Below are 20,266 nucleotides of genomic sequence, written 5' to 3' on the forward strand. Positions count from 1 at the left end.
CAAGCCAAGAGGTTGGCCATGAGCGACGACCCCAAGAACAAGAAAGTCGACGCCTACGATGAGGAGGCAGCCCTCCAGGATTCGGCTGTCGACAAGGAAAAGCTCGACGAGATAGTCCGCAAGGACGCCGCCGTGGGACGCTCCATGAGCGGTTTCTGGGCCTGGTTTACCGCCGGCCTGGGCGTGTTCATGGTCCTGTTCTACTTCTACAACGCGGGCATCCTGCCGGTGGACACCCAGTACTTCCTGGGCATCTACGTGTTGATCACCTATATCCTGGTGTTCATCAACTACCCCGCCACCACCAAGCGCACCAGCCAGCCGGGATATTACCTGGACAACCTCATACCCTTCGTGGCGGTGGGCATGTTCGCGTACCTGATGCTGGACATGCTGTTCTTGCAGAACCCCGATGACCCCGGCATCACCTTTAATTTCCTGGTCGTGATCCCCAGCGTGATCGTGGCGGCCGTCTTCTTCCTGCCTATCAAGCATTGGGGCTGGACCGACCGGGAAAAGCCCATCGCCATGGACCTGGCCCTGGCGGCCATCGCCGCCTTTGTCATCGGCTACTGGATCACTGAGTACGAGGCCCTGAACTACCGCATGGGCTCCGAGACCCCTCTGGACACCGCGGTGAGCATCGTGGGCATCCTGGTGTCCCTGGAGGTGGCCCGCCGGGTGCTGGGCTGGTCCATGACCCTGGTGGGGGTGGCCTTCCTGTGCTATGCCTTCTGGGGCAACCTCCTGGAGTACATCCCGGTTCTCGACTCCTTCGCCCACACCGGCTTCGCCATGGACCGGGCCATCAACCACATCTATCTGAAGCAGGAGGGCGTGTTCGGCATCATGGCCTCGGTGCTGGTCACCTACGTCATCCTGTTCATTTTCTTCGGCAGTTTCCTCAAAGCCTCGGGCTGCTCCCGCTTCTTCCTGGACCTCCCCATGGCCCTGGCGGGCCGCACGGTGGGCGGCCCGGCCAAGGTGGCGGTGATGGCCTCTGGCTTCTTCGGCTCGGTGTCCGGCTCGGCCATCGCCAACACCGTGAGTACCGGCGCCTTCACCATCCCCCTGATGAAAAAGGCGGGCTTTAGGCCCCACGTGGCCGGGGCCATCGAGCCCAGCGCCTCCATCGGCGGCATGTTCATGCCGCCCATCATGGGAGCGGGCGGCTTCCTCATGGCCGAGTTCACCGAGATCCCCTATGTGGACATCATGAAGATGGCCATTTTCCCGGCGGCCATCTACTTCCTCAGCGTGTTCGTGATGGTCCACTTCGAGGCCAAGCGCTATGGCCTGGTGGGCAACAAGGACCCCAACGCCCCCACCGCCTGGGACATCCTCAAGGCGCAGTGGCTGTTGTCCGCGCCCCTGGTGATCATCGTGGTGCTCATGCTCCTGGGCTACTCCCCGGGCATGGCCGCCTTCTGGGCCACGGTGAGCTGCGTGGCGGTTTCCTGGACCACCAAGGACAACAAGATGGGCCTCAAGGAGGTGCTGGGGGCCATGATCGAGGGCGCGCGCAACACCCTGATCATCGGGGCCACGGTGGGGGTCATCGGCATCATCGTGGGCACCATCGCGCTGACCGGCATCGGGCTCAAGTTCAGCCAGATCATCATCGAGCTCTCCAGCGGCTCGCTGCCCATCGCCATCCTGCTCATCGGCCTGGCCTCGCTGGTGCTGGGCATGGGTGTGCCGGTCACGGCGGCCTATCTGATCACCGCGGTCTTGGCCGTGGGCGCGGTCAGCGAGATGATCGCCCAAACCCAGTTCGGCATGAGCTTCCGGGACCTGGAGGTGACTCCCGAGCTGGTTCAGGCGGGCTACGCCTCCTGGGCCCTATTGGCATCACACATGATCGTGTATTGGTTCAGCCAGGACTCCAACATCACGCCACCGGTGTGCGTGGCGGCCTACGCCGGAGCGGCCATTGCGGGCTCCGACCCCTGGAAGACCGGTTGGACCAGTTTCAAGTTCGCCAAGATGCTCTACATCGGGCCTTTCCTCTTCGCTTTCGCACCGGGTTTCCTGCTGGGGGGCGACTGGCATGACATTGTGCTGGCCTACATAACCATCACTCTGGGCACCATCGCCTTCGGCTCACTGACCATGGGGTACATGCTTTGCCCCACCACCTGGTACGAGTGGGTCGTCTTTGCGGCGGCCACCGCCTTGCTGTTCTTCCCGGGCCTCTTGCACTCCTGGACCCCGGTGCCTAAACTGGGGGCCGACTTCATCGGCATAGCCTTGGTGGCGTTGGTCTACATTTCGCAGAAGGCGCGCATCAAGAAGGACCCGACCCTCACCCTGCCCATTTATGAGCGGCAGAAAATGCAGGAGGCAGCGGCATGAGCCTGACCCCCATCAAAAAAGTGCTGTGCGCCGTCGACTTCTCGGACTACTCCGCCGACGTGGTCAGCGACGCCTTCACCCTGTGCGACAACCATGGGGCCGAGCTCTTGTTGGTCAACGTGGTCAACGAGCGCAACTACGAGGAGCTGGAGCGCCTGGCCGGCCGCTTCGAGATGCTCGACGGGGTGGCCGGGCGGGCCATCAGCGACAAGGAGGAGCAGCGGGCCAAGCGGGTGCGCGAGATTCTGGGCGCGGCCCAGGACCAGGGCCTGCCCCTGGACTCGGTAACCCACTCCTCGCGCATCGCGGTGGGCTTGCCCTACGAGCGCATCCTGGAGGTGGCCGAGGAGTTCGGCGCGGACCTGATCATCATGGGCGCCAAGGGGCGCGGCTCCCTGGCCAAGGCCCTGCGCTTCGGCTCCACGGCGGAGAAGGTCTTTCGCCGGGCCCAGTGCCGGGTGATGTTCGTGCGCTAGGCGCGGCCAAACCAAAACAAACAGGGGCTCTCCTTCGGGAGGGCCCCTCTTTTTGCCTGCTGCTTGCACGGCGGTGGATTGGCGCCTTGGCTCAGTCCAGGTCCAGGATGTGCTGGTCCTTGTAGTAGGGCTTGCGGCGGTAGGCAGTTATCCGGTTGAGCTTGGTAATGAGCTGGGCCAGCTTCTTGGCGCTGTCCAGGATGTTGCTCAGGTACTTGTGCAGCTTGGAGTCTTCCGGCACATCGAGAAGGGCCATCTCGGCGGCCCCCATGATCACCTGAAGGGGCTGGTTGAACTCGTGGCTCACCGTCCCCGCCGTCTCCAGGACCACCTTCAGGCGCTCCGCTTCCAGCCGCCGGGCATACTCCCGGGACGACTCCCGCCAGCGGCGAACCGCGAAGGCCCCGAAGGCCAAGGACAGGATGGCCAAGAGAACCACCACCTCGTCCAGTTCGTAGTCCTCGTAGTGGTGCACCGTGTCCACCAGCCACTCGAAAACGTCCAGCCGGGAGGAGACCCAAAACACCACGCCCGCAATGAGCAGGATGACCAGCAGCTCCCGCATGGGATGGGAGGACGGCGACTTGGGGTTTTGCTCAGGGGCAGACATTCCACGGCCTCTGCAAGGGTTGGAAAAAGGTTCTGCGAGCCCCGCGGGGGCTTCTCCTATTCAAATTGTAGCTTATTCTAAATCTCGAATACCAAGCTGGGCTGGTCCTGATCCGCAGCGGCCAGGCCGGGGGCGTGCCCGCCCGGGGCCAGGGCGGCCTTGGCGGCGGCCTCGGCCAGGTGGGGCAGGTTGTTCTGCTGGGAGATGTGGGCCAGGAGCACCTGCTTGAGCCCCGCGTGGCAAAGCTCGGCCAGAAGCCCGGCCCCTTCCTGGTTGGACAAATGCCCCTGCGGCCCGCGCACCCGCTGCTTCAGCCAGGGCGGATAGGAGCCCGAGGACAGCATCTCGGGGTCGTGGTTGTGCTCCAGGATGAGGCCGCCGCAGCCGCCCAGGCGCTGGGTCACCAGACCGGTGACCTTCCCCAAGTCGGTGCACACCCCCAGGCGGGCCGCTCCCGCGCTGATCACCAGGCCCACCGGGTCCACCGCGTCGTGGGACACGGTGAAGGGATGCACCTCCAAGCCGTTGAGGCTGAAGGTGGAGCCCGCCTCCATGGGCTGGTGGCGCGTCCCCTTCCTGTCCTTGGTGGCCGCCCAGGTGGCCGGGGTGGCCACGGCCACGGCGTTCAGGCGCTTGGCCAAAACCCGCAGGCCCCGGATGTGGTCGCCGTGCTCGTGGGTGATGAGAATGGCTTTGATTTTGTGGGAGGGCAGGCCGCGCGCCTCCAGGCGGAGGATGGTCTGCTTGGCGCTGAGCCCGCAGTCGATGAGCAGGGCGCTCTCCCCGGCGGACACGTAGATGCAGTTGCCCTTGGAGCCGCTGGCCAGGGAGCAGAAGGTGAGCCCCATATTATCCCGTGCTGCCGAAGCCGCCCTCGCCCCGTTGGGTGTCGGGCAGCTCGCCGGCCTCGGCCAGCTCGGCCTGCACCACCGGCGCGATGACCAACTGGGCGATGCGGTCACCCCGCTGAAGCACCACGGCTTCGGGGCCCAGGTTGACCAGGCCCACCTTGACCTCGCCGCGATAGTCCGCGTCGATGGTGCCCGGCGCGTTGACCACGGTGAGGCCCTTTTTGATGGCCAGGCCGGAGCGGGGCCGCACCTGTCCCTCATAGCCCGCCGGTATGGCCAGGGCCAGGCCGGTGGGCACCATCACGATGTCGCGGGGATCGATGGTCAGGGGCTCGTCCAGGGCGGCGGGCAGGTCCAGGCCGGCGGCCAGCTCGCTCTCGTAGGCCGGGAGCTTGAGCCCCTCGCCGTGAGGCAGCCGCTTGACCAAGACCTTGGGGCGGCTCATGCCCCGGCCTCCGCGGCCAGGCCATCGGCGTCGGCCGGGCCCAAAACGGTGATACCCAGTTTGGTGGGGTCCAGGCACTGGGCCGCGATGCGGGTGAGGTCGTCCACCGTCACCGCCTCGATGTTGGCCACCACCTCTTCCATGGGAACCTCGCGGCCGAAGTTGTATTCGCTGCGGGCCAGGCGGGACATGCGGCTGTCCGAGTTCTCGGCGGCCAGGAGGATGGAGCCCTTGGTGTGCTCCTTGGCGTGGGCCAGCTCCTCCTCGCCCACCGGCTCCACGGCCAGGCGGGCCATCTCGTCCTTGACCACCTTGAGCGCCTCGGGCGAGCGGCCCGGGGCCACGCCCAAATAGACCCCGAAGAGCCCGGCGTCGCTGTAGGAACTGAGATAGCTGTACACCGCGTAGGCCAGGCCGCGCTTCTCGCGCACCTCCTGGAACAGCCGCGAGCTCATGTTGCCGCCCAGGATCACATTGAGCAGAGCGGCGGCGAAACGGTCCGGGTCCACCACCGAGGGGCCGGGAGCCCCCATGGCCACGTGCACCTGCTCGCTGTCGCGCTGGTGCACCCACAGGCCGGGCCGGGGCTCGGGCGGCTGGCGGTGGTTGCGCCCTTCGCCCATGGGCAGGCCCGAAAGGGCCGGGGCCAACAGATCCAGCAGACGCTCGTGCTCCAGGTCGCCGACGGCCGAGACCACCAGCTTGGAGGGCACGTAAGAGGTGGCCAGATAGTCCACCAGGTCCTCGCGGCTCACCGCGCTCACGCTCTCGGTGGTGCCCAGCACCGGCCGCCCCAGGGGGTGGCCGGGCAGGAAGTCCTGGCCGAACATGACGTGCACCAGCTCGTCGGGGGTATCCTCCACCGCGCAGATCTCCTGCATGATCACCTGGCGCTCGCGCTCCAGCTCGGCGGCCGGGTAGGCCGGGAACAGGAAGATGTCGGTGAGCAGGTCGGCGATCTCGGGCAGAAGCTCGGCCAGGGTGCGGGCGTGGAAGCAGGTCACTTCCTTGGAGGTGAAGGCGTTGGCCATGCCCCCCATGCGGTCCAGCTCACGGGCAATGGCCAGGGCATCGCGCTTGGCGGTGCCCTTGAAGGCCATGTGCTCGATGAAGTGGCTGATGCCGCCTTGGGTCGGCTCCTCGTCGCGGGAGCCGACCTCCATCCACAAGCCCGCGGTCACCGAGTAGGCGTGTTCCAGCCTCTCGGTGACAACGCGGACTCCGTTATCCAGTGTGGTTTTGTTGATCACAGTTGCCTTTAGTCGCGCCTGGGACGGCTGGCGCCTCGGGGAGGACGGCCGCCGCTCGGACGGTCGTTTTGCACCTCGCCACCCTCGGGAGGCGGCAGCAGGGCCTTGCGGCTCAGGCGCACCTTGCCGCGGTCGTCCACGCCCAGCACCTTCACCTTGACCTTGTCGCCTTCCTTGAGCACGTCGGTGACCGCGCGCACGCGGGTGTGGTCCAGCTCGGAGATGTGCACCAGGCCGTCGCGGCCGGGAAGGATCTCCACGAACGCGCCGAAGTCCATGATCTTGACCACGGTGCCTTCGTACACCGCGCCGGCCTCCACCTCCTGGGTGAGGTCCTTGATCATGGCCAGGGCCTTCTTGCCGGCCGCGCCGTCCACGGCGGCCACGTGCACCGTGCCGTCGTCCTCGACATCGATCTTGGCGCCGGTCTCCATCTGCATGCCGCGGATGATCTTGCCGCCGGGGCCGATGATGTCCTTGATGCGCTCCACCGGGATCTTGATGGTGGTGATGCGCGGGGCCCAGTCGCTGATGTCGCCCCGGGGGTTGTTGATGGCCTCGGCCATCTTGCCCAGGATGTGCAGGCGGCCGTCCTTGGCCTGGGCCAGGGCCTGGCCCATGATCTCCTTGGAGATGCCGCTAATCTTGATGTCCATCTGCACGGCGGCCACGCCCTCGCTGGAGCCGGTGACCTTGAAGTCCATGTCGCCCAGATGGTCCTCGTCGCCCACGATGTCGGTGAGCACCGCGGTCTTGTCGCCTTCCTTGATCAGGCCCATGGCCACGCCGGCCACCGCCGCCTTGGTGGGCACGCCCGCGTCCATCATGGACAAGGACCCGCCGCACACGCTGGCCATGGACGACGAGCCGTTGGACTCGGTGATGTCGCTGACCACGCGGATGGTGTAGGGGAAGCCGTCCTTGGCCGGCAGCACCTTTTGCAGGCTGCGCCGGGCCAGGGCGCCGTGGCCGATCTCGCGGCGGCCGGGGCCCCGGAGCATGCGGGCCTCGCCCACGCAGAAGGGCGGGAAGTTGTAGTGCAACAGGAAGTCACGGAAGGAGTCTTCCTTGGTGACCGACTCGATGCGCTGCTCGTCGCCGCTGGTGCCCAGGGTGGTGGTCACGATGGCCTGGGTCTCGCCCCGGGTGAACAGGGCCGAGCCGTGGGTGCGGGGCAACAGGCCCACCTCGCAGGAAACCGGGCGTACCGTGACGAAGTCGCGGCCGTCCACCCGGCGGCCCTGGTCCAGGATCATGTTGCGCATCCCGTCGGAGACCAGATGCTCCACCATGTCCTTGACCTTGCCTTCGCGGCCGGCGGCCTCTTCGCCCAGGGCGGCGACGACGTCCTTTTTCACCTGCCGCTTGACCGCGTAGCGCTCCAGCTTGGGCACGGTGGACAGAACCTTTTTGACGCCCTCGGCGGCCAGCTCGGCCACCTTGGCCTTGAGCTCGGTGTCCTCCACCGGCTTGGTGAACTCGCGCTTGGGCTTGCCCACCGCGGCGGCCAGCTCCTCCTGGATGTCCAGCAGGGGCTGCAACTGCTCGTGGCCGAACCAGATGCCCTCCAGGACCACGTCCTCGGGCAGCAGCTCGGAGCCGCCTTCCACCATGACCACCGCGTCGCGGCTGCCGGCCACGATGAGGTCCAGGTCGCTCTTGGCGCGCTCATCGGCGGTGGGGTTTACCACGAACTGGCCGTCGACCCGGCCCACCCGCACGCCGGCCGTGGGCCCGTCGAAGGGCACGTCGCTGATGCACAGGGCGGCCGAAGCGCCGGTGAGGGCCAGCACGTCGGGTTCGTTGACCTTGTCGGCCGAATAGACGTTGGCGATGATCTGGGTCTCGTAGGTCCAACCCTTGGGCATGCGCGGACGCACCGGCCGGTCGATGAGCCGGCTGGTCAGGGTTTCTTTCTCGCTGGGGCGGCCCATCTCGCGGCGGAAGAAGTTGCCGGGAATGCGTCCGGCGGCGTAGGCCAGCTCCTGGTAATCCACGGTGAGGGGCAAGAAGTCGATGCCCTCGCGCATGTTGGTGTCGCCGGTGGCGGTAACCAGCACCACGGTCTCGCCGTAGGTGACCATAACCGCGCCGCCGGCCTGCTTGGCAATCTTGCCAGTCTCGATCGTCAACTCGCGACCGTTGATGGTCGCCGATACCTTCTTAACCATTTTTCTCTCTCTCGCCTTCCTACACGGAACTCGGGCCCTACTTACGGATGCCCAGCTCCTTGATAACCGCGCGGTAACGCTCAATGTCTTTACGCTTGAGGTAGTTGAGCATACGGCGGCGCTGGCCCACCAGCTTCAGCAGGCCACGTCGTGAATGATGGTCCTTCTTGTGGACCTTGAAGTGCTCGGTCAGATACTTGATTCGCTCGCTCAGAAGGGCGATCTGCACCTCCGGCGAGCCGGTGTCGCCCGGTTTACGCTGAAACTTGCCGACAATAGCGCCTTTGTCTTCCGGGGTCAGTACCACTTTCTCATTCCTCCTTAGTTACGGGCCTGTCCTTGGCCCCTCGTCTGCGGCCCAGCCGGGCGGGACCGTCCCGCCCCCCGGGCTACTCGGCCCCCATGGCCGACGCAGATGTTTCGTTCTGGAGCCGCGCATCGGGCGGCTCGGCAAATACTCTTAGGCTCTCGTAGTCGCGGCCGGGCCGTTTTTCGCCGGGCTCCAGCCACCGCAACACCGCCACCAGCTCGCCCTCCCGCTCCACGCGGAAAGGGCCGGTCGCGGCCGAATCGTCGTTGCCCGTCAGCTCGGCCCGGGGAATGATCTCCCCTTGCCTCAGCCGCCAGGCCAAATCTTCGTCCACCTCCACCACGGGCAGGCCGCAACGGGCCAGGGCCTCGCCCAGGGGGATCATCTTCTCGCTCAGCCCCTCGGGCCCTAGGTCCAGGGCCTCGTCCAGGCCCATTGCCTCGTTCAAGGCAAAGGGCGCCGAGGCCAGGCGGGTGAGGCTCTTCAGATGCCCCACGGTGCCCAGGTCCTTGGCCAGGTCCTCGGCCAGGGAGCGCACGTAGGTGCCCCGCGAGCAGAGCATCTCAAAGGCGATCTCGCCCGGCTCCAGGCCGGTGAGCCGCGCCTGGTGCACCGTTATGGGCCGGGGCGGCTTTTTCACCTCCACGCCCTCGCGGGCATAGGCGTAGAGCGGCCTGCCCTGGTGCTTGGCCGCCGAATAGGCCGGCGGGGCCTGCTCGCGCTCGCCCTCCAGGGCCTTAAGCGCGGCGGCAGCCATGGCCTCGTTCAGCTCGGGCACCGGAGCTTCGGCGATCACCTGGCCGGTGGGGTCGCCGGTGTCCATGGCCGCGCCCAGGCTCACCACCCCGGCGTAGAGCTTGTCGCCGGTGCCCAACAGGCCCGCCATGCGGGTGGCCCGGTTGAACAACAGCACCAACACGCCGGTGGCAAAAGGGTCCAGGGTGCCGGCGTGGCCCAGCTTGGAGGGCTTGTAGCGCCGACGTAGCTTTTGCACCACGTCGTGGCTGGTGGGCCCGGCGGGCTTGTCCACCACCAACACGCCGTCGGTGAAAAAGGCCGCTTTCTTGCGGCGGCTCACGAGAGCTGCTCCAGGCCCTGCTCCAGCAGGCCCAAGATCTGGCGGCGCACCCCGGCCAGGTTGCCCTCCAGGGTCACCCCGGCCGCGTTCTTGTGGCCCCCGCCGCCCAGGGCGATGGCCACCCGGCTCACGTCCACCTTGCCCCGGGAGCGCATGGAAACCTTGATGGCTCCGCTGGGGGTCTCGCGCAGCAGGGCCGAGACCTCGACGCCGGGGATGAGCCTGAGCGTCTCCACCGCCTGCTCCAGATCGGCCGGCCCGCCTTCCACCCGATTCAGCTCGGCCAGGGTGATCTGGCTGTAGGCCAGGCGGCCGCCCCGCATCAGCTCCAGGCTGTCCATGATCCGGCCCAGGATGCGCAGGCGCTTGGGCCGGGTGGCGTAGACCTCCTGGCTTATGGCCCACGCCTCGGCCCCGGCCTCGATGAGGCGGGCCGCCGCGCGCAGGCAGCGGGGAGTGGTGTTGGAGTAGCGGAACGACCCGGTGTCGGTCTGCACTCCCACGAACAAGCAGGTGGCCGCCTCGGGGCTCATGCTCCAGCCCTCGGCGTGGGCCATCTCGGCCAAGAGCTCGCAGGTGGCCGCGAATCCCGGGTCCACCCAAACCGCTTGGCCGACGCTGGCCTCTCCCTGGTGGTGGTCGATCACCGCCACGTTGGGGAGCTTGGCCAAATACGGCGCACTACGCTCGCCGGTGCGCTCGGGCTGGTGACAGTCCAACAGCACGGCCAGCTCCACCCAATCCTTGCCGGGCAGATCGTTCTGCACGCTCTCCATGCCCGGCATGAACTCGTATTCCTCGGGGATGGGCCCGGCGCTGTAAACCTTCACCTCTTTGCCCTGGGCGGCGAGCAGGTGCATCAGCCCCAGGGACGATCCCAAGGCGTCGCCGTCGGGCAGCAGGTGGGATACCAGCAGCACCCGCTGGGCCCCGGCCAAGGCCTGGACCACCTCGCGCATCATGCCGAGCCCTCCGGCTCGTCCTCGCCCCGGGCCTGGGCCGCGGCCTGGTCCTGGGCGCGGGCTTCCCTCAGCACCTGCTCCAGATGCGCCCCCTTTACCTGGGAGTCGTCGTAGACCGGCACCAGGCGGGGGATGCTCTTGAGGCGCAGGCGGGCGGCCAGCTCGCGGCGCAGGAAACCGGCGGCTGCGTTGAGACCGGCCAGGGCCGCCTCGTGCTGCTCGTGGTCCAGCAAGCTGAAAAACACCTTGGCCTGGCTGAGGTCGGGGCTGACATCCACCGCGGTCACCGCCACCGAAGCCACCCGGGGGTCCTTGACCCGCCGCAGCAGCAGCTCGCCCAACTCGGCCTGGATCAGGTTGCCCAGTCGTTTGGTGCGGCGGGTGCCCACGTCATCTCCTTGAGGTTGATCAGCTCCTGGCGCACGTCGGTGATCTCGGCCAAAGCCAAGCGCTCCACAAAGCGCCGGATGGCCTCCATCTGGCCGTCCACGTGGGCCGTCTCATTGCCGCACACGGTGAAGCCCAGCTCGATGCGCTGCCACAGTTCCTGGGCCCCCACCTCGGCGGCGGCCGCGTTGAAGCGGGCCCGCACCCGGTCGGTGAGGCTGCGCACCACCTTGCGCTTGGCCTTGAGGCTGCCGCCCTGGCCCAGGTGCAAGGTTATGGTCATCGCGCCCACCACCATGTTCTTCTACAGCGTGGCCGCCACTTCGTGGATGACGTAGAACTCGATCACGTCGCCGACCTTGATGTCGTTGTAGTTCTCCAGGCCGATGCCGCACTCGAAGCCCTGGGCCACTTCCTTCACGTCGTCCTTGAAGCGCCGGAGGCTCGACACCTTGGTGTTGGCGATCACCACGCCGTCGCGCAGCAGGCGGACGTTGGCCCCGCGGGTCACCTTGCCGTCGGTCACGTAGGAGCCGGCCACGGTGCCGATCTTGGGCACGCCGAAGGTGTCGCGCACCTCGGCCCGGCCGATGACCTCTTCCTTGAACTCCGGAGCCAGCATGCCGGTGAGGGCGGCGGTCACGTCGTCCAGGATTTGGTAGATGACCTCGTAGGCGCGGATGTCCACCCGCTCGGCCTCGGCCACCTCGCTCACCTTGCCCATGGGCCGCACGTTGAAGCCGATGACGATGGCGTCCGAAGCGCTGGCCAGCATCACGTCGGATTCGTTGATGGCGCCGGTGGCGGAGTGGATCACGTTGACCCGCACCTCCTCGTTGCCCAGCTTGCCCAGGGCGTCCACCAGGGCCTCCACCGAGCCCTGCACGTCGGCCTTGACCACCAGCTTGAGCTCCTGCACCGCGCCTTCGGCCATCTGCTCGAAGAAGCCTTCCAGGGAGGTCTTGGTCTTGGCCGAAAGCTCGGCCTCGCGCTTCTTCAGGGAGCGGTGATCGGCGATCTGGCGGGCCACCTTGTCGTTTTCCACCACCGCGAACTCATCGCCCGCTTCGGGCACGCCGCCGAAGCCCTGCACCTCCACCGGAATGGAAGGCCCGGCGCTGTCCACCGGCTTGCCCCGGTCGTCGAGCATGGAGCGAACCTTGCCCGCGAAGGTGCCGCAAACGAAGCTGTCGCCGTTTTTGAGGGTGCCCTCGCGCACCAGAACCGTGCCCACCGGACCGCGCCCCTTGTCCAGGTGCGCCTCCAGGATGTGGCCCCGGGCCGGCTTGTCGGGGTTGGCCGTGAGCTCCAGCACCTCGGACTGCAACTGGAGCATCTCCAGCAGGCTGTCCACGCCCTGGCCGGTCTTGGCCGAAACGTCCACCACGATGGTGTCTCCGCCCCAGTCCTCGGGGATGAGGCCATGATCGCTCAGCTCGCGGCGCGCCCGCTCGGGGTCGGCCCCGGGCTTGTCGATCTTGTTGACCGCCACGATGATGGGCACCTCGGCGGCCTTGGAGTGGTTGATGGCCTCCTTGGTCTGCTCCATGATGCCGTCGTCCGCCGCCACCACCAGGACCACCACGTCGGTGACCTGGGCGCCGCGGGAGCGCATCTGGGTGAAGGCCTCGTGGCCCGGAGTGTCCAAAAACACCACGTGTCCGCCGTCGGCCAGGTGCACGTCGTAGGCGCCGATGTGCTGGGTGATGCCGCCGGCCTCGCCGCTGACCACGTCCGCGTGGCGGATGGTGTCCAACAGCGAAGTCTTGCCGTGGTCCACGTGGCCCATGATGGTGACCACCGGGGGACGCCCCTGCATGTCTTCGGGACGATCCTGGTCCTGCTCCAGCAGGCCCTCTTCGGCGAAGCCCACGCTTTCGATCTCGAAGCCGAACTCGGCGGCCACGATGGCCGCGTCGTCCACGTCCAGGGACTGGTTCAGGGTGACCATCATGCCCATCTTCATCAGGCGGCCCACCATGTCCGCGGCCTTGACGCCCATGCGCTTGGCCAGCTCGCCCACGGTGATGGCCTCGGTGACCTTGATGCGGCGCTTGATGGCCTTGGGAGTGGTCAGCTCGGTCTTCATGGCCTTTTTGGCGGCCACGCCCCGGCGGCGGCCCCGGGAGGGCTTTCCGCCGTAGAGAGCGTCCTTGTCCAGGATCGACTTGCGCTTGCTGCCCGCCTTACGCATGAGCACGTCGTCGGAGGGCACCTGGCCCTTCTTGCCCTTCTTGCGGCGGCGGGGACGGCCGTCGCTTTTGTCCGGCGGGGGAATCTCGCCGGGGGCCGCGGGCGCGCCCGGGCCGGGACGGGGCCCGCCCCTGCGGGCGGCCGGGGCCGGACGCGAATCCTCGCGCCAGCGGTCGCCGATGGGCGCCACGGGCTTGGTGGGCTTGCTGATGATGCGGGCCGGGGCGTCCTCGCTGCGCTTGGGCCGCACCACCTTGGCCTTCTTGGGCTTGGGCTCGGCCTTGGGGTCGGCCTTGGGCTCGGATTTGGCTTCGGGCTTGGCTTCGGGCTTGGGCTCCGGCTTGGGCTCCAGTTTGGGCTCGGCCTCCGGCTCGGGCTCGGGTTCCGGCTTGGGCTCCGGCTCGGGCTCGGGTTCCGGCTCGGGCTCCGGCTCGGGCTTGGGCTCGGGTTCCGGCTCGGGCTCCGGCTCCGGCTCGGGCTCGGGGGCGGCTTCGGCCTTGGGCTCGGCCGGGGCCGGCTCGGACTCGGGCTCCGGTTCCGGCTGAGGCTCGGGTTCGGCTTCGGGCTCGGGCTCGGCCTTGGCCTCGGCCGGGGCGCTCTCCGGAGCGGCCGCCAGGGCCTCCTCCTCCGGAGCTTCGGCGGCCTCGCCTTCTTCCTCGGCGGCCTCCATGGCCTCGTCAACGCCTTCAGCGCCCGCCTCGGGCTCCACCTTCTTGCGGCGGCGGCGAATGACCCGCGTGGTCACCCGCTTCTCTTCCACCACCTCGCTGCGTTCGGCTTTGAGCCTGTCGCGCACCGTCTGAGCCTCATCCGGTGTGAGGGTGCTCATGTGGTTGCGAACGTCCATGCCCATATCGAGCATCTGGCGCACCAGTTCCCGATTGTCGAGCTTGAGTTCCTTGGCCAGCTCATAAACCCGCATTTTGGCCATTAACTATCTCCCCGATCTCTACCTGGCGGGAAGGGGTTTGGGCCCCGCTTCCCATGACCGCCTCGGCGGTCTATGTGCCAGGCCCCGGCCGCCTTGGCGGCGGAGCCTCGCTTGGCTAACAGTCTCTAGTCCAACTCGCCCCTAGGGCTCTTTGTCCGGCTCCGGGGCGGCTTCGGCCTCGGGTTCGGATTCCTCCGCCGCCTCGGGGGCGGCCTCTTCCCCGGCCTCGGTCTCGTCGGCCGGTTCCGCCTGGGGCTCCGGAGCCTCCTCGGCCTCGGCCTCCGCCGTCTGGGCCGAAAGTTCCTTCCAGGCCTCGCGGGCCGCGTCCAGGGCGCTGGGGTCGTCCGCGTTCTCCGCCTGGGCCATGCGCCGCACCGCCTCGGCCAGATAATTCTTGGCGTCGGCGATGAGCCCCTCGGCCCGCTCGGCGTCGATGTCGGGCAGGGCGGCCAGCTCCTCGGCGTCCGCCTCGGCCAGAGCCTCGGCCGAGCCGTAGCCCGCCTGGTACAAGGTGTCGGCGCTCACGTCGGAGACGCCCACCACGTCCAGCAGGGAGCGGTAGCCGTCGCGCAGGGACTCGCCGTAGCGCGACTCGCTCTTAACGTCGATCTTCCAGCCGGTGAGCTTGGAGGCCAGGCGCACGTTCTGCCCGCGCCGGCCGATGGCCAGCGAGAGCATCTCGTCGGCCACTATGACCTCCATGGTCTGGTTGGCCTCGTCCACCACCACCCGGCTGATCTCGGCCGGGGCCAGGGCGTTGACCACGTAGCGGGCCGGGTCCGGGTCCCAGGCGATGATGTCGATCTTCTCGCCCCGGAGCTCCTGGACCACCGCCTGCACCCGCGAGCCCTTCATGCCCACGCAGGCGCCCACCGGGTCCACGTCGCGGTCATTGGAGGCCACGCCCAGCTTGGTGCGGCTGCCCGCCTCGCGGGCCACGCCCTCGATGGTCACGATCTGCTCGGAGATCTCGGGCACCTCCAGCTCGAACAGGGCCTCGATGAAGCCGGGGTGGGTGCGGCTGAGCACCACCTGGGGACCGCGCGAGATGCGCTTGACGTCCAGGACGTAGGCCCTGAGCCGGTCGCCGGGGCGGTAGCCCTCGCGGGGCACCTGCTCCCGGGGGGGCAGGATGGCCTCGGTGCGGCCCAGGTTCACCACGATGGATCCCTTGTCGAAGCGCTGCACGATGCCGTTGATGATCTCGTTCTTGCGGTCCTTGAAGTCCTCGTAGATGATGTCGCGCTCGGCGTCCTTCATGCGCTGGATGATCACCTGCTTGGCGCTCTGGGCGGCGATGCGCCCGAAGTCGGCGGTGTCCACCTTCACGCCCAGCTCGTCGCCCACCTCGCAATCCGGGTCCAGGCGGTGGCCGTGCTCCAGGCTGATCTGAGTGTCGGGGTCGTCAACTTCGTTGACCACCTCCTTGAACTCGAAGACCTCCACCTCGCCGTCCTCATCGTTGTAGGCCACGTCGACCTCCACCTTGGAGCCCAGCTTGCGGCGGGCGGCGGAGCGCATGGCCTCCTCCAGGGTGTTGATGAGAATCTCGCGGTCCAGGCCCTTTTCACGGGATACCTGGTCGATCATCCTTTTCAGTTCGCTCATTGGGTACTCCCCAACCTCATTGCCTTGTCATCCAGGGGTCATCCCCCCTCACAAATCTATTTCCAGGCGCGCCTTGGCCACCGAGGCCACGGGCACCGCCATTGGCTTGCCCTTCACCTCGATGAGCACGTCGTCGCCCATGGTGCCCTTGAGCACGCCGCGCAAGGTGCGGCTTTTTCCGTCCGGCTCGTTCACGGTCAGCTTGGCCGGCCGCCCGGCGAACAGGTCGAACTCGGCCGGGTCCTTGAGCTTGCGGGTGAGCCCCGGGCTGCTCACCTCCAAGTTGAAGGGCCCGTTGGTGGGGTCCTCCACGTCCAACAGGTCGCTCACCTGGCGGCTGAGCAGGGCGCAATCGTCCAGGTTCACCCCGCCCTCGCGGCGGTCCACGATCAGGCGCAGCACCTGGCCGCCGGACTCCCGCCGCCAGTTCAGCTCCACCAGCATCAGGCCCTCGGAGCGCACCACCGGCGCCACGATGTCCCTCAAACGGCGTTCCATCTCGCTGGCGGGGCCACGGGCCTCCACAAGCCGTCCTCCATGCGCAACGCGCAATACAAGGCCCCTGGCCCCGGGAAAACCCGAGACCGTGGACCACGTCAAATCTGTCCGCCCGTCGCGGTGGCCATGGAAAGCCGGCCAGATCGGATCAGGTCCACTAATCGAAGCAAGCTTCCAAGCGCCGGGGGGCGGCACCGGGAAACCCCCTCAAAAAGGGACAACCCAGCTAGGGTCGCGCGGCCCAGCCGCGGCCCGCAAGCCGGGATTGGTTCGGCCAGGTCAATGCGTGGAGCGGGCAACGGGGCTCGAACCCGCGACTTCAAGCTTGGGAAGCTCGTACTCTACCAACTGAGTTATGCCCGCTCAACCCAGAAGAAGGCTCCGCCCAGGCCGCACCCGGCCATGGACGCTGCCGCCCTCTCCTGACGCTTGCCGGCCCCTAAGAGCCGGACAAGGCATATTATATTGCAAAAACTTCCCCGCGCAACCGCTATTGTCCACCAGATTATGGGGCGTTGCTTTTTGCCGCCGCCCCTGCTATGGGTGTTGGCGGACCGACAACCCCTGCTTTGGAGCCGGCGAATGGTACCCCACCCCCCCGCCGCCAGTCTGGACCGGCTGATCACCCAAGTCATCGAGCCCGGCCTCTGCGTGGCCTGCGGCGCCTGCCTGGGCCTGTGCCCCCACCTGCTGTTCCTGGACGGCCGGGTGGCCGCGCCCGACCCCTGCGGCCTGGAGCAAGGCCGCTGCGTGGAGCTGTGCCCCGTGGCCGCGCGGCCCTCCCCGGCCGTGCCGGCCGCAGGCCCCCTGGGCAAGGTCAAGGCCGCCTATGCCGCCCGGGCCAAATCACCGGATTTGCAAACCAAGGCCCAATACGGCGGGGTGGTGTCCACCCTCACGGCCCTGGCCCTGGCCGAAGGGTTGGTGGGCGAGGCCATTCTAACCGCCCCGGGCCATCGCGGCATCCCCCAGGGGGTGCGGGCCAAGACCCGCGATCAGGTCCTGGCCTCGGCGGGCTCCATCTACGCCGGGGGCGGGGCCTTGCGCGAGCTCAACCAGGCCCTGTCCGAAGACGCCGGCCATCCCCTGGCCTTGGTGGGCCTGCCCTGCCAGGCGTTGGCCGCCGCGCGTATGAAAACCCATGAGCGCTACCCGTCGGCGGCCGAGCGCATCGCCCTGAGCATCGGGCTGTTCTGCACCATGAACCTGCCGGGCCGCGAGCTGCGCGCCCTGCTGCACCAGCACGACATCCGGGGGCCGGTGGAGCGCAGCGACTTCCCGCCCCCGCCGGCGGGCATCTTCCAGGTATGGAGCGAGGGCCAGTACCACGAACTGCCTTTGGAAGAGGTCCGCGCCATCCGCTACCCCGGCTGTGCCGGCTGCCCGGACCTCACCGCCGAGGCGGCGGATATCAGCGTGGGGGCCTGCGAGGGCCGCGAGGGCTGGAACACCGTTTTGGCCCGCAGCGGCCCGGGCGAGGCGTTGATCAACCTGGCGACCAACCTGGAGCTCATCGAGCTGGAGCCCGCGGCCGAGTCATCTCTGGAGCACCTGAGCGCGGCGGCCGACGCCAAGCGCCAGCGGGCGGAACAGGAGCAGAACCGTGCCTGACATAAGCACCCTGACCCCGGGGGCCAAGGTGCTCCTGCAGGGCAACGAGGCCATCGCGCGGGGCGCCCTGGAAGGCGGGGTGAACCTGGCCGCCGCCTATCCCGGCAACCCCAGCAGCGAGATATTGCAGACCCTGGCCGACTCGGCCGAGGGCGCGGGCATCTACGCCGAGTGGTCCACCAACGAGAAGGTGGCCCTGGAAAGCGCGGCGGCCGCCTCCTTCGCGGGGCTCAGGGCCATGGCCTCCATGAAGCAGAACGGGGTCAACGTGGCCCTGGACTTCATCTGCAACCTGACCATCAGCGGCACCAAGGGCGGCATCGTCCTGGTTACATGCGACGACCCCTCGGGCGTATCCTCCACCAACGAGCAGGACGCCCGCTTCGTGGCCCGCACCGCCGTCTTGCCCCTGCTGGAGCCCGCCACTCCGGCCGAGTGCCTGGCCATGATGAAGCTGGCTTTTCAGCTCAGCGAGGACATCGGCAATCTGGTGGTGTTCCGCAGCCTGAGCCGCCTGAGCCACACCCGGGCCGGGGTGACCCCCGGCCCCCTGCCCGACCGCGCGCGCCAGCCCTACTGGGACCCCAAGCAGGCCTGGTTCACCATCCCGGTGGTGCCGCGCCACCAGGGCATGCTGGCCAAGCTGGCCAAGGCGGGCGAGATACTCAAGGCCACGGGCCTGAACCGCTACGAAGGCCCGGAGCATCCCGAACTCTTAGTCATCGCCTCGGGCTCGGCCCGGCTCTATGCCGACGAGGCCCGGCGCATGTTGGCGGCCACGGACCGGGTGGGCATCCTGCACCTGGTCTGGACCTGGCCCCTGGACGAGGAACTGGTGCTCAAACATCTGGCCCTGGCGGACAAGGTGCTCATCGCCGAAGAGCTGGACCCCTTCGTGGACACGGCGGTGAAGAGCCTCTACGCGCAGCACGTGGCCGAGCTGGGCATCAAGCGCTTCTTCGGCCAGGAGAGCGGCCACGCCCCCAAGGTGGGCGAGCTGAGCCCGGGCAAGCTGGCCGGGGCCATGGCCGACATCCTCGGCCTGCCCTGGCAAGAGCTGGACCCGGACTACGCCGCGCGCCTGCAACAGGCGCAGGCCCTGGCCGCGCCCCGCGAGGTGGGCTTCTGCCCCGGCTGCCCCCACCGCGCCTCCTATTGGTCCATGAAGCAGGTTTTGGACGCGGACGGCCGCGAAGGCATCGTGAGCGGCGACATCGGCTGCTACACCATGGGTGTGTTGAACACCGGCTTCAAGCGAGTGAACGCGGTGCACTGCATGGGCTCGGGCCTGGGCGTGGCCTCGGGCCTGGGCAAGCTGCGGGACCAGGGCTTTAGGCAGCCGGTAATCTCGGTGGTGGGCGACAGCACCTTTTTCCATGCCGCCCTGCCCGGCCTGGTCAACGCCCGCTGGAACAACGCGGACTACGTGCTGGTGGTCCTGGACAACTCGGCCACGGCCATGACCGGCTTCCAGCCCCACCCCGGCACCGGCCAGACCGCCATGGGCACTCCCGGCACCCCGGTGGACGTGGAACAGGTATGCCGGGGCCTGGAGCTGCCCTACTCGGTGGTGGACCCCTACGACCTGGCCGCCACCCAGGAGGCGCTCTACGACGCCTTGCAGGAAGGCGGCGGGGTGCGGGTGCTCATCTTCCGGCGGCTCTGCGCCCTGGTGCAGGGCAAGCGCGGCGGGCATCCCTACGCGGTGAGCGTGGACCCGGAGCTGTGCCGGGGCGAGGACTGCGGCTGCAACCGCTACTGCACCCGGGTGTTCCGCTGCCCGGGCCTGGTCTTCGACGAGGCCACCGGGCGGGCCAAGGTGGACGAGGTGGTTTGCGTGGGCTGCGGAGTGTGCGCCCAGATCTGTCCGGCCGGGGCCATACGGGCCCTGCCCAAGGAGGCGGCGGCATGAAGGCGCTCAAGCACGACCCCCTGGACATCGTGATCACCGGCGTGGGTGGCCAAGGCAACGTCCTGGCCAGCCAGGTTTTGGGCCGGTCCCTGCTCGCGGCGGGCTACGAAGTCACCGTGGGCGAGACCTACGGCCTGAGCCAGCGGGGCGGCTCGGTGATGAGCCAAGTGCGCCTCAGCTCCGGGCCGGTGCTGGGCCCCCTGATGCCCGAGCACCGCGCCACGGCCATCGTTAGCCTGGAACCCCTGGAAGCACTGAGGGTATTGGGGACTTATGGCCATCCCGGTGTTATAGTAATAACCAACGACCGCCCGTTGCGGCCATTGGCGGTCCTGGCCGGGGAGCAGGCCTACCCTGGAGCCGAGGAGCTCAAGGCCACTCTGGCCTCCCTGTGCCACCGGCTATACGCCCTGCCCGCCACCGAAGCCGCCCTGGAGCTGGGCAACCACATTTTGGCCAACGTGGTCCTCCTGGGCGCGCTGTGCGCCCTGGACCTTCTTCCCATCGGCGCGGCCGAGGTGGAAGCGGCTCTGGGCGAAATGTTCCCTGAAAAACTCATGGGCCCCAACCGGGCGGCCCTGAGCAAGGGAGCCGAACTCATAACAAAGGGGTAAAGAC

At 67.9% G+C, this 20,266-nt stretch carries 17 protein-coding genes, 1 tRNA gene and 1 pseudogene; 5 read left to right on the top strand and 14 right to left on the bottom strand.

Annotated elements, in window-relative coordinates; all coding sequences use genetic code 11:
* The first annotated feature begins 18 nt into the window (after positions 1-18).
* Positions 19-2,355, top strand: a complete 2,337-nt coding sequence (locus KQH53_00575) for a TRAP transporter fused permease subunit (GenBank protein MCB2225142.1) — start codon at positions 19-21, stop codon at positions 2,353-2,355.
* Positions 2,352-2,831, top strand: coding sequence for a universal stress protein (locus KQH53_00580; protein MCB2225143.1), 480 nt, complete (start codon positions 2,352-2,354; stop codon positions 2,829-2,831). Before KQH53_00575 ends, KQH53_00580 begins: the two co-directional genes overlap by 4 nt.
* A 91-nt stretch (positions 2,832-2,922) precedes the next feature.
* Here KQH53_00580 and KQH53_00585 read toward each other — a convergent pair whose 3' ends face one another.
* The 14 genes and pseudogenes from KQH53_00585 to KQH53_00650 form a co-directional block, all read right to left on the bottom strand.
* Positions 2,923-3,441 (bottom strand): hypothetical protein, encoded by a 519-nt coding sequence (locus KQH53_00585; GenBank protein MCB2225144.1) that lies wholly within the window; start codon positions 3,439-3,441, stop codon positions 2,923-2,925.
* Positions 3,442-3,518: 77 nt separating this feature from the next.
* Entirely contained in the window at positions 3,519-4,289 is a 771-nt protein-coding gene (locus tag KQH53_00590; GenBank protein ID MCB2225145.1) for an MBL fold metallo-hydrolase, read from the bottom strand.
* 1 nt (position 4,290) lies between these two features.
* Positions 4,291-4,737, bottom strand: a complete 447-nt coding sequence (gene dut, locus KQH53_00595) for a dUTP diphosphatase (GenBank protein ID MCB2225146.1) — start codon at positions 4,735-4,737, stop codon at positions 4,291-4,293.
* On the bottom strand, positions 4,734-5,987 hold the full coding sequence (locus KQH53_00600; protein ID MCB2225147.1) for an insulinase family protein: 1,254 nt from the start codon (positions 5,985-5,987) through the stop codon (positions 4,734-4,736). The genes dut and KQH53_00600 overlap by 4 nt, the downstream gene beginning before the upstream one ends.
* Positions 5,988-5,995: 8 nt before the next feature.
* Positions 5,996-8,158 carry a polyribonucleotide nucleotidyltransferase gene (gene pnp, locus KQH53_00605; GenBank protein MCB2225148.1) on the bottom strand — a complete coding sequence of 721 codons (2,163 nt, stop codon included), beginning with the start codon at positions 8,156-8,158 and terminating at the stop codon, positions 5,996-5,998.
* Between the two features lie 37 nt (positions 8,159-8,195).
* A complete protein-coding gene (gene rpsO, locus KQH53_00610) occupies positions 8,196-8,465 on the bottom strand; it encodes a 30S ribosomal protein S15 (protein MCB2225149.1) in 270 nt (89 codons plus the stop codon).
* 82 nt (positions 8,466-8,547) lie between these two features.
* A complete protein-coding gene (truB, locus tag KQH53_00615; protein ID MCB2225150.1) occupies positions 8,548-9,546 on the bottom strand; it encodes a tRNA pseudouridine(55) synthase TruB in 999 nt (332 codons plus the stop codon).
* Positions 9,543-10,508, bottom strand: a complete 966-nt coding sequence (locus tag KQH53_00620; GenBank protein MCB2225151.1) for a bifunctional oligoribonuclease/PAP phosphatase NrnA — start codon at positions 10,506-10,508, stop codon at positions 9,543-9,545. The genes truB and KQH53_00620 overlap by 4 nt, the downstream gene beginning before the upstream one ends.
* Positions 10,505-10,897, bottom strand: coding sequence for a 30S ribosome-binding factor RbfA (gene rbfA, locus KQH53_00625; protein MCB2225152.1), 393 nt, complete (start codon positions 10,895-10,897; stop codon positions 10,505-10,507). The genes KQH53_00620 and rbfA overlap by 4 nt, the downstream gene beginning before the upstream one ends.
* On the bottom strand, positions 10,861-11,193 hold the full coding sequence (locus KQH53_00630) for a DUF503 domain-containing protein (GenBank protein MCB2225153.1): 333 nt from the start codon (positions 11,191-11,193) through the stop codon (positions 10,861-10,863). Before KQH53_00630 ends, rbfA begins: the two co-directional genes overlap by 37 nt.
* Before the next feature lie 6 nt (positions 11,194-11,199).
* Positions 11,200-14,019 (bottom strand): translation initiation factor IF-2, encoded by a 2,820-nt coding sequence (gene infB / locus KQH53_00635; protein MCB2225154.1) that lies wholly within the window; start codon positions 14,017-14,019, stop codon positions 11,200-11,202.
* 387 nt (positions 14,020-14,406) lie between these two features.
* Positions 14,407-15,627 (bottom strand): annotated as a pseudogene (gene nusA, locus KQH53_00640) (transcription termination factor NusA).
* 48 nt (positions 15,628-15,675) lie between these two features.
* Positions 15,676-16,152 (bottom strand): ribosome maturation factor RimP, encoded by a 477-nt coding sequence (locus KQH53_00645; GenBank protein ID MCB2225155.1) that lies wholly within the window; start codon positions 16,150-16,152, stop codon positions 15,676-15,678.
* A 260-nt stretch (positions 16,153-16,412) separates the two neighbouring features.
* Positions 16,413-16,488, bottom strand: a tRNA-Gly gene (locus KQH53_00650).
* Positions 16,489-16,707: 219 nt separating this feature from the next.
* Between KQH53_00650 and KQH53_00655 the strand changes: the two genes are divergently transcribed.
* Genes KQH53_00655 through KQH53_00665 form a run of 3 tightly spaced genes read left to right on the top strand, consistent with a single transcriptional unit; the run spans position 16,708 to position 20,262 of the window.
* Positions 16,708-17,736, top strand: coding sequence for a Coenzyme F420 hydrogenase/dehydrogenase, beta subunit C-terminal domain (locus tag KQH53_00655; protein MCB2225156.1), 1,029 nt, complete (start codon positions 16,708-16,710; stop codon positions 17,734-17,736).
* A complete protein-coding gene (locus tag KQH53_00660; GenBank protein MCB2225157.1) occupies positions 17,729-19,648 on the top strand; it encodes a 4Fe-4S binding protein in 1,920 nt (639 codons plus the stop codon). The genes KQH53_00655 and KQH53_00660 overlap by 8 nt, the downstream gene beginning before the upstream one ends.
* Positions 19,645-20,262 carry an indolepyruvate oxidoreductase subunit beta gene (locus KQH53_00665; protein MCB2225158.1) on the top strand — a complete coding sequence of 206 codons (618 nt, stop codon included), beginning with the start codon at positions 19,645-19,647 and terminating at the stop codon, positions 20,260-20,262. Before KQH53_00660 ends, KQH53_00665 begins: the two co-directional genes overlap by 4 nt.
* Positions 20,263-20,266: the final 4 nt, after the last annotated feature.

Source organism: Desulfarculaceae bacterium, assembly GCA_020444545.1.
In the GTDB taxonomy this organism is placed as follows: Bacteria; Desulfobacterota; Desulfarculia; order Desulfarculales; family Desulfarculaceae; genus Desulfoferula.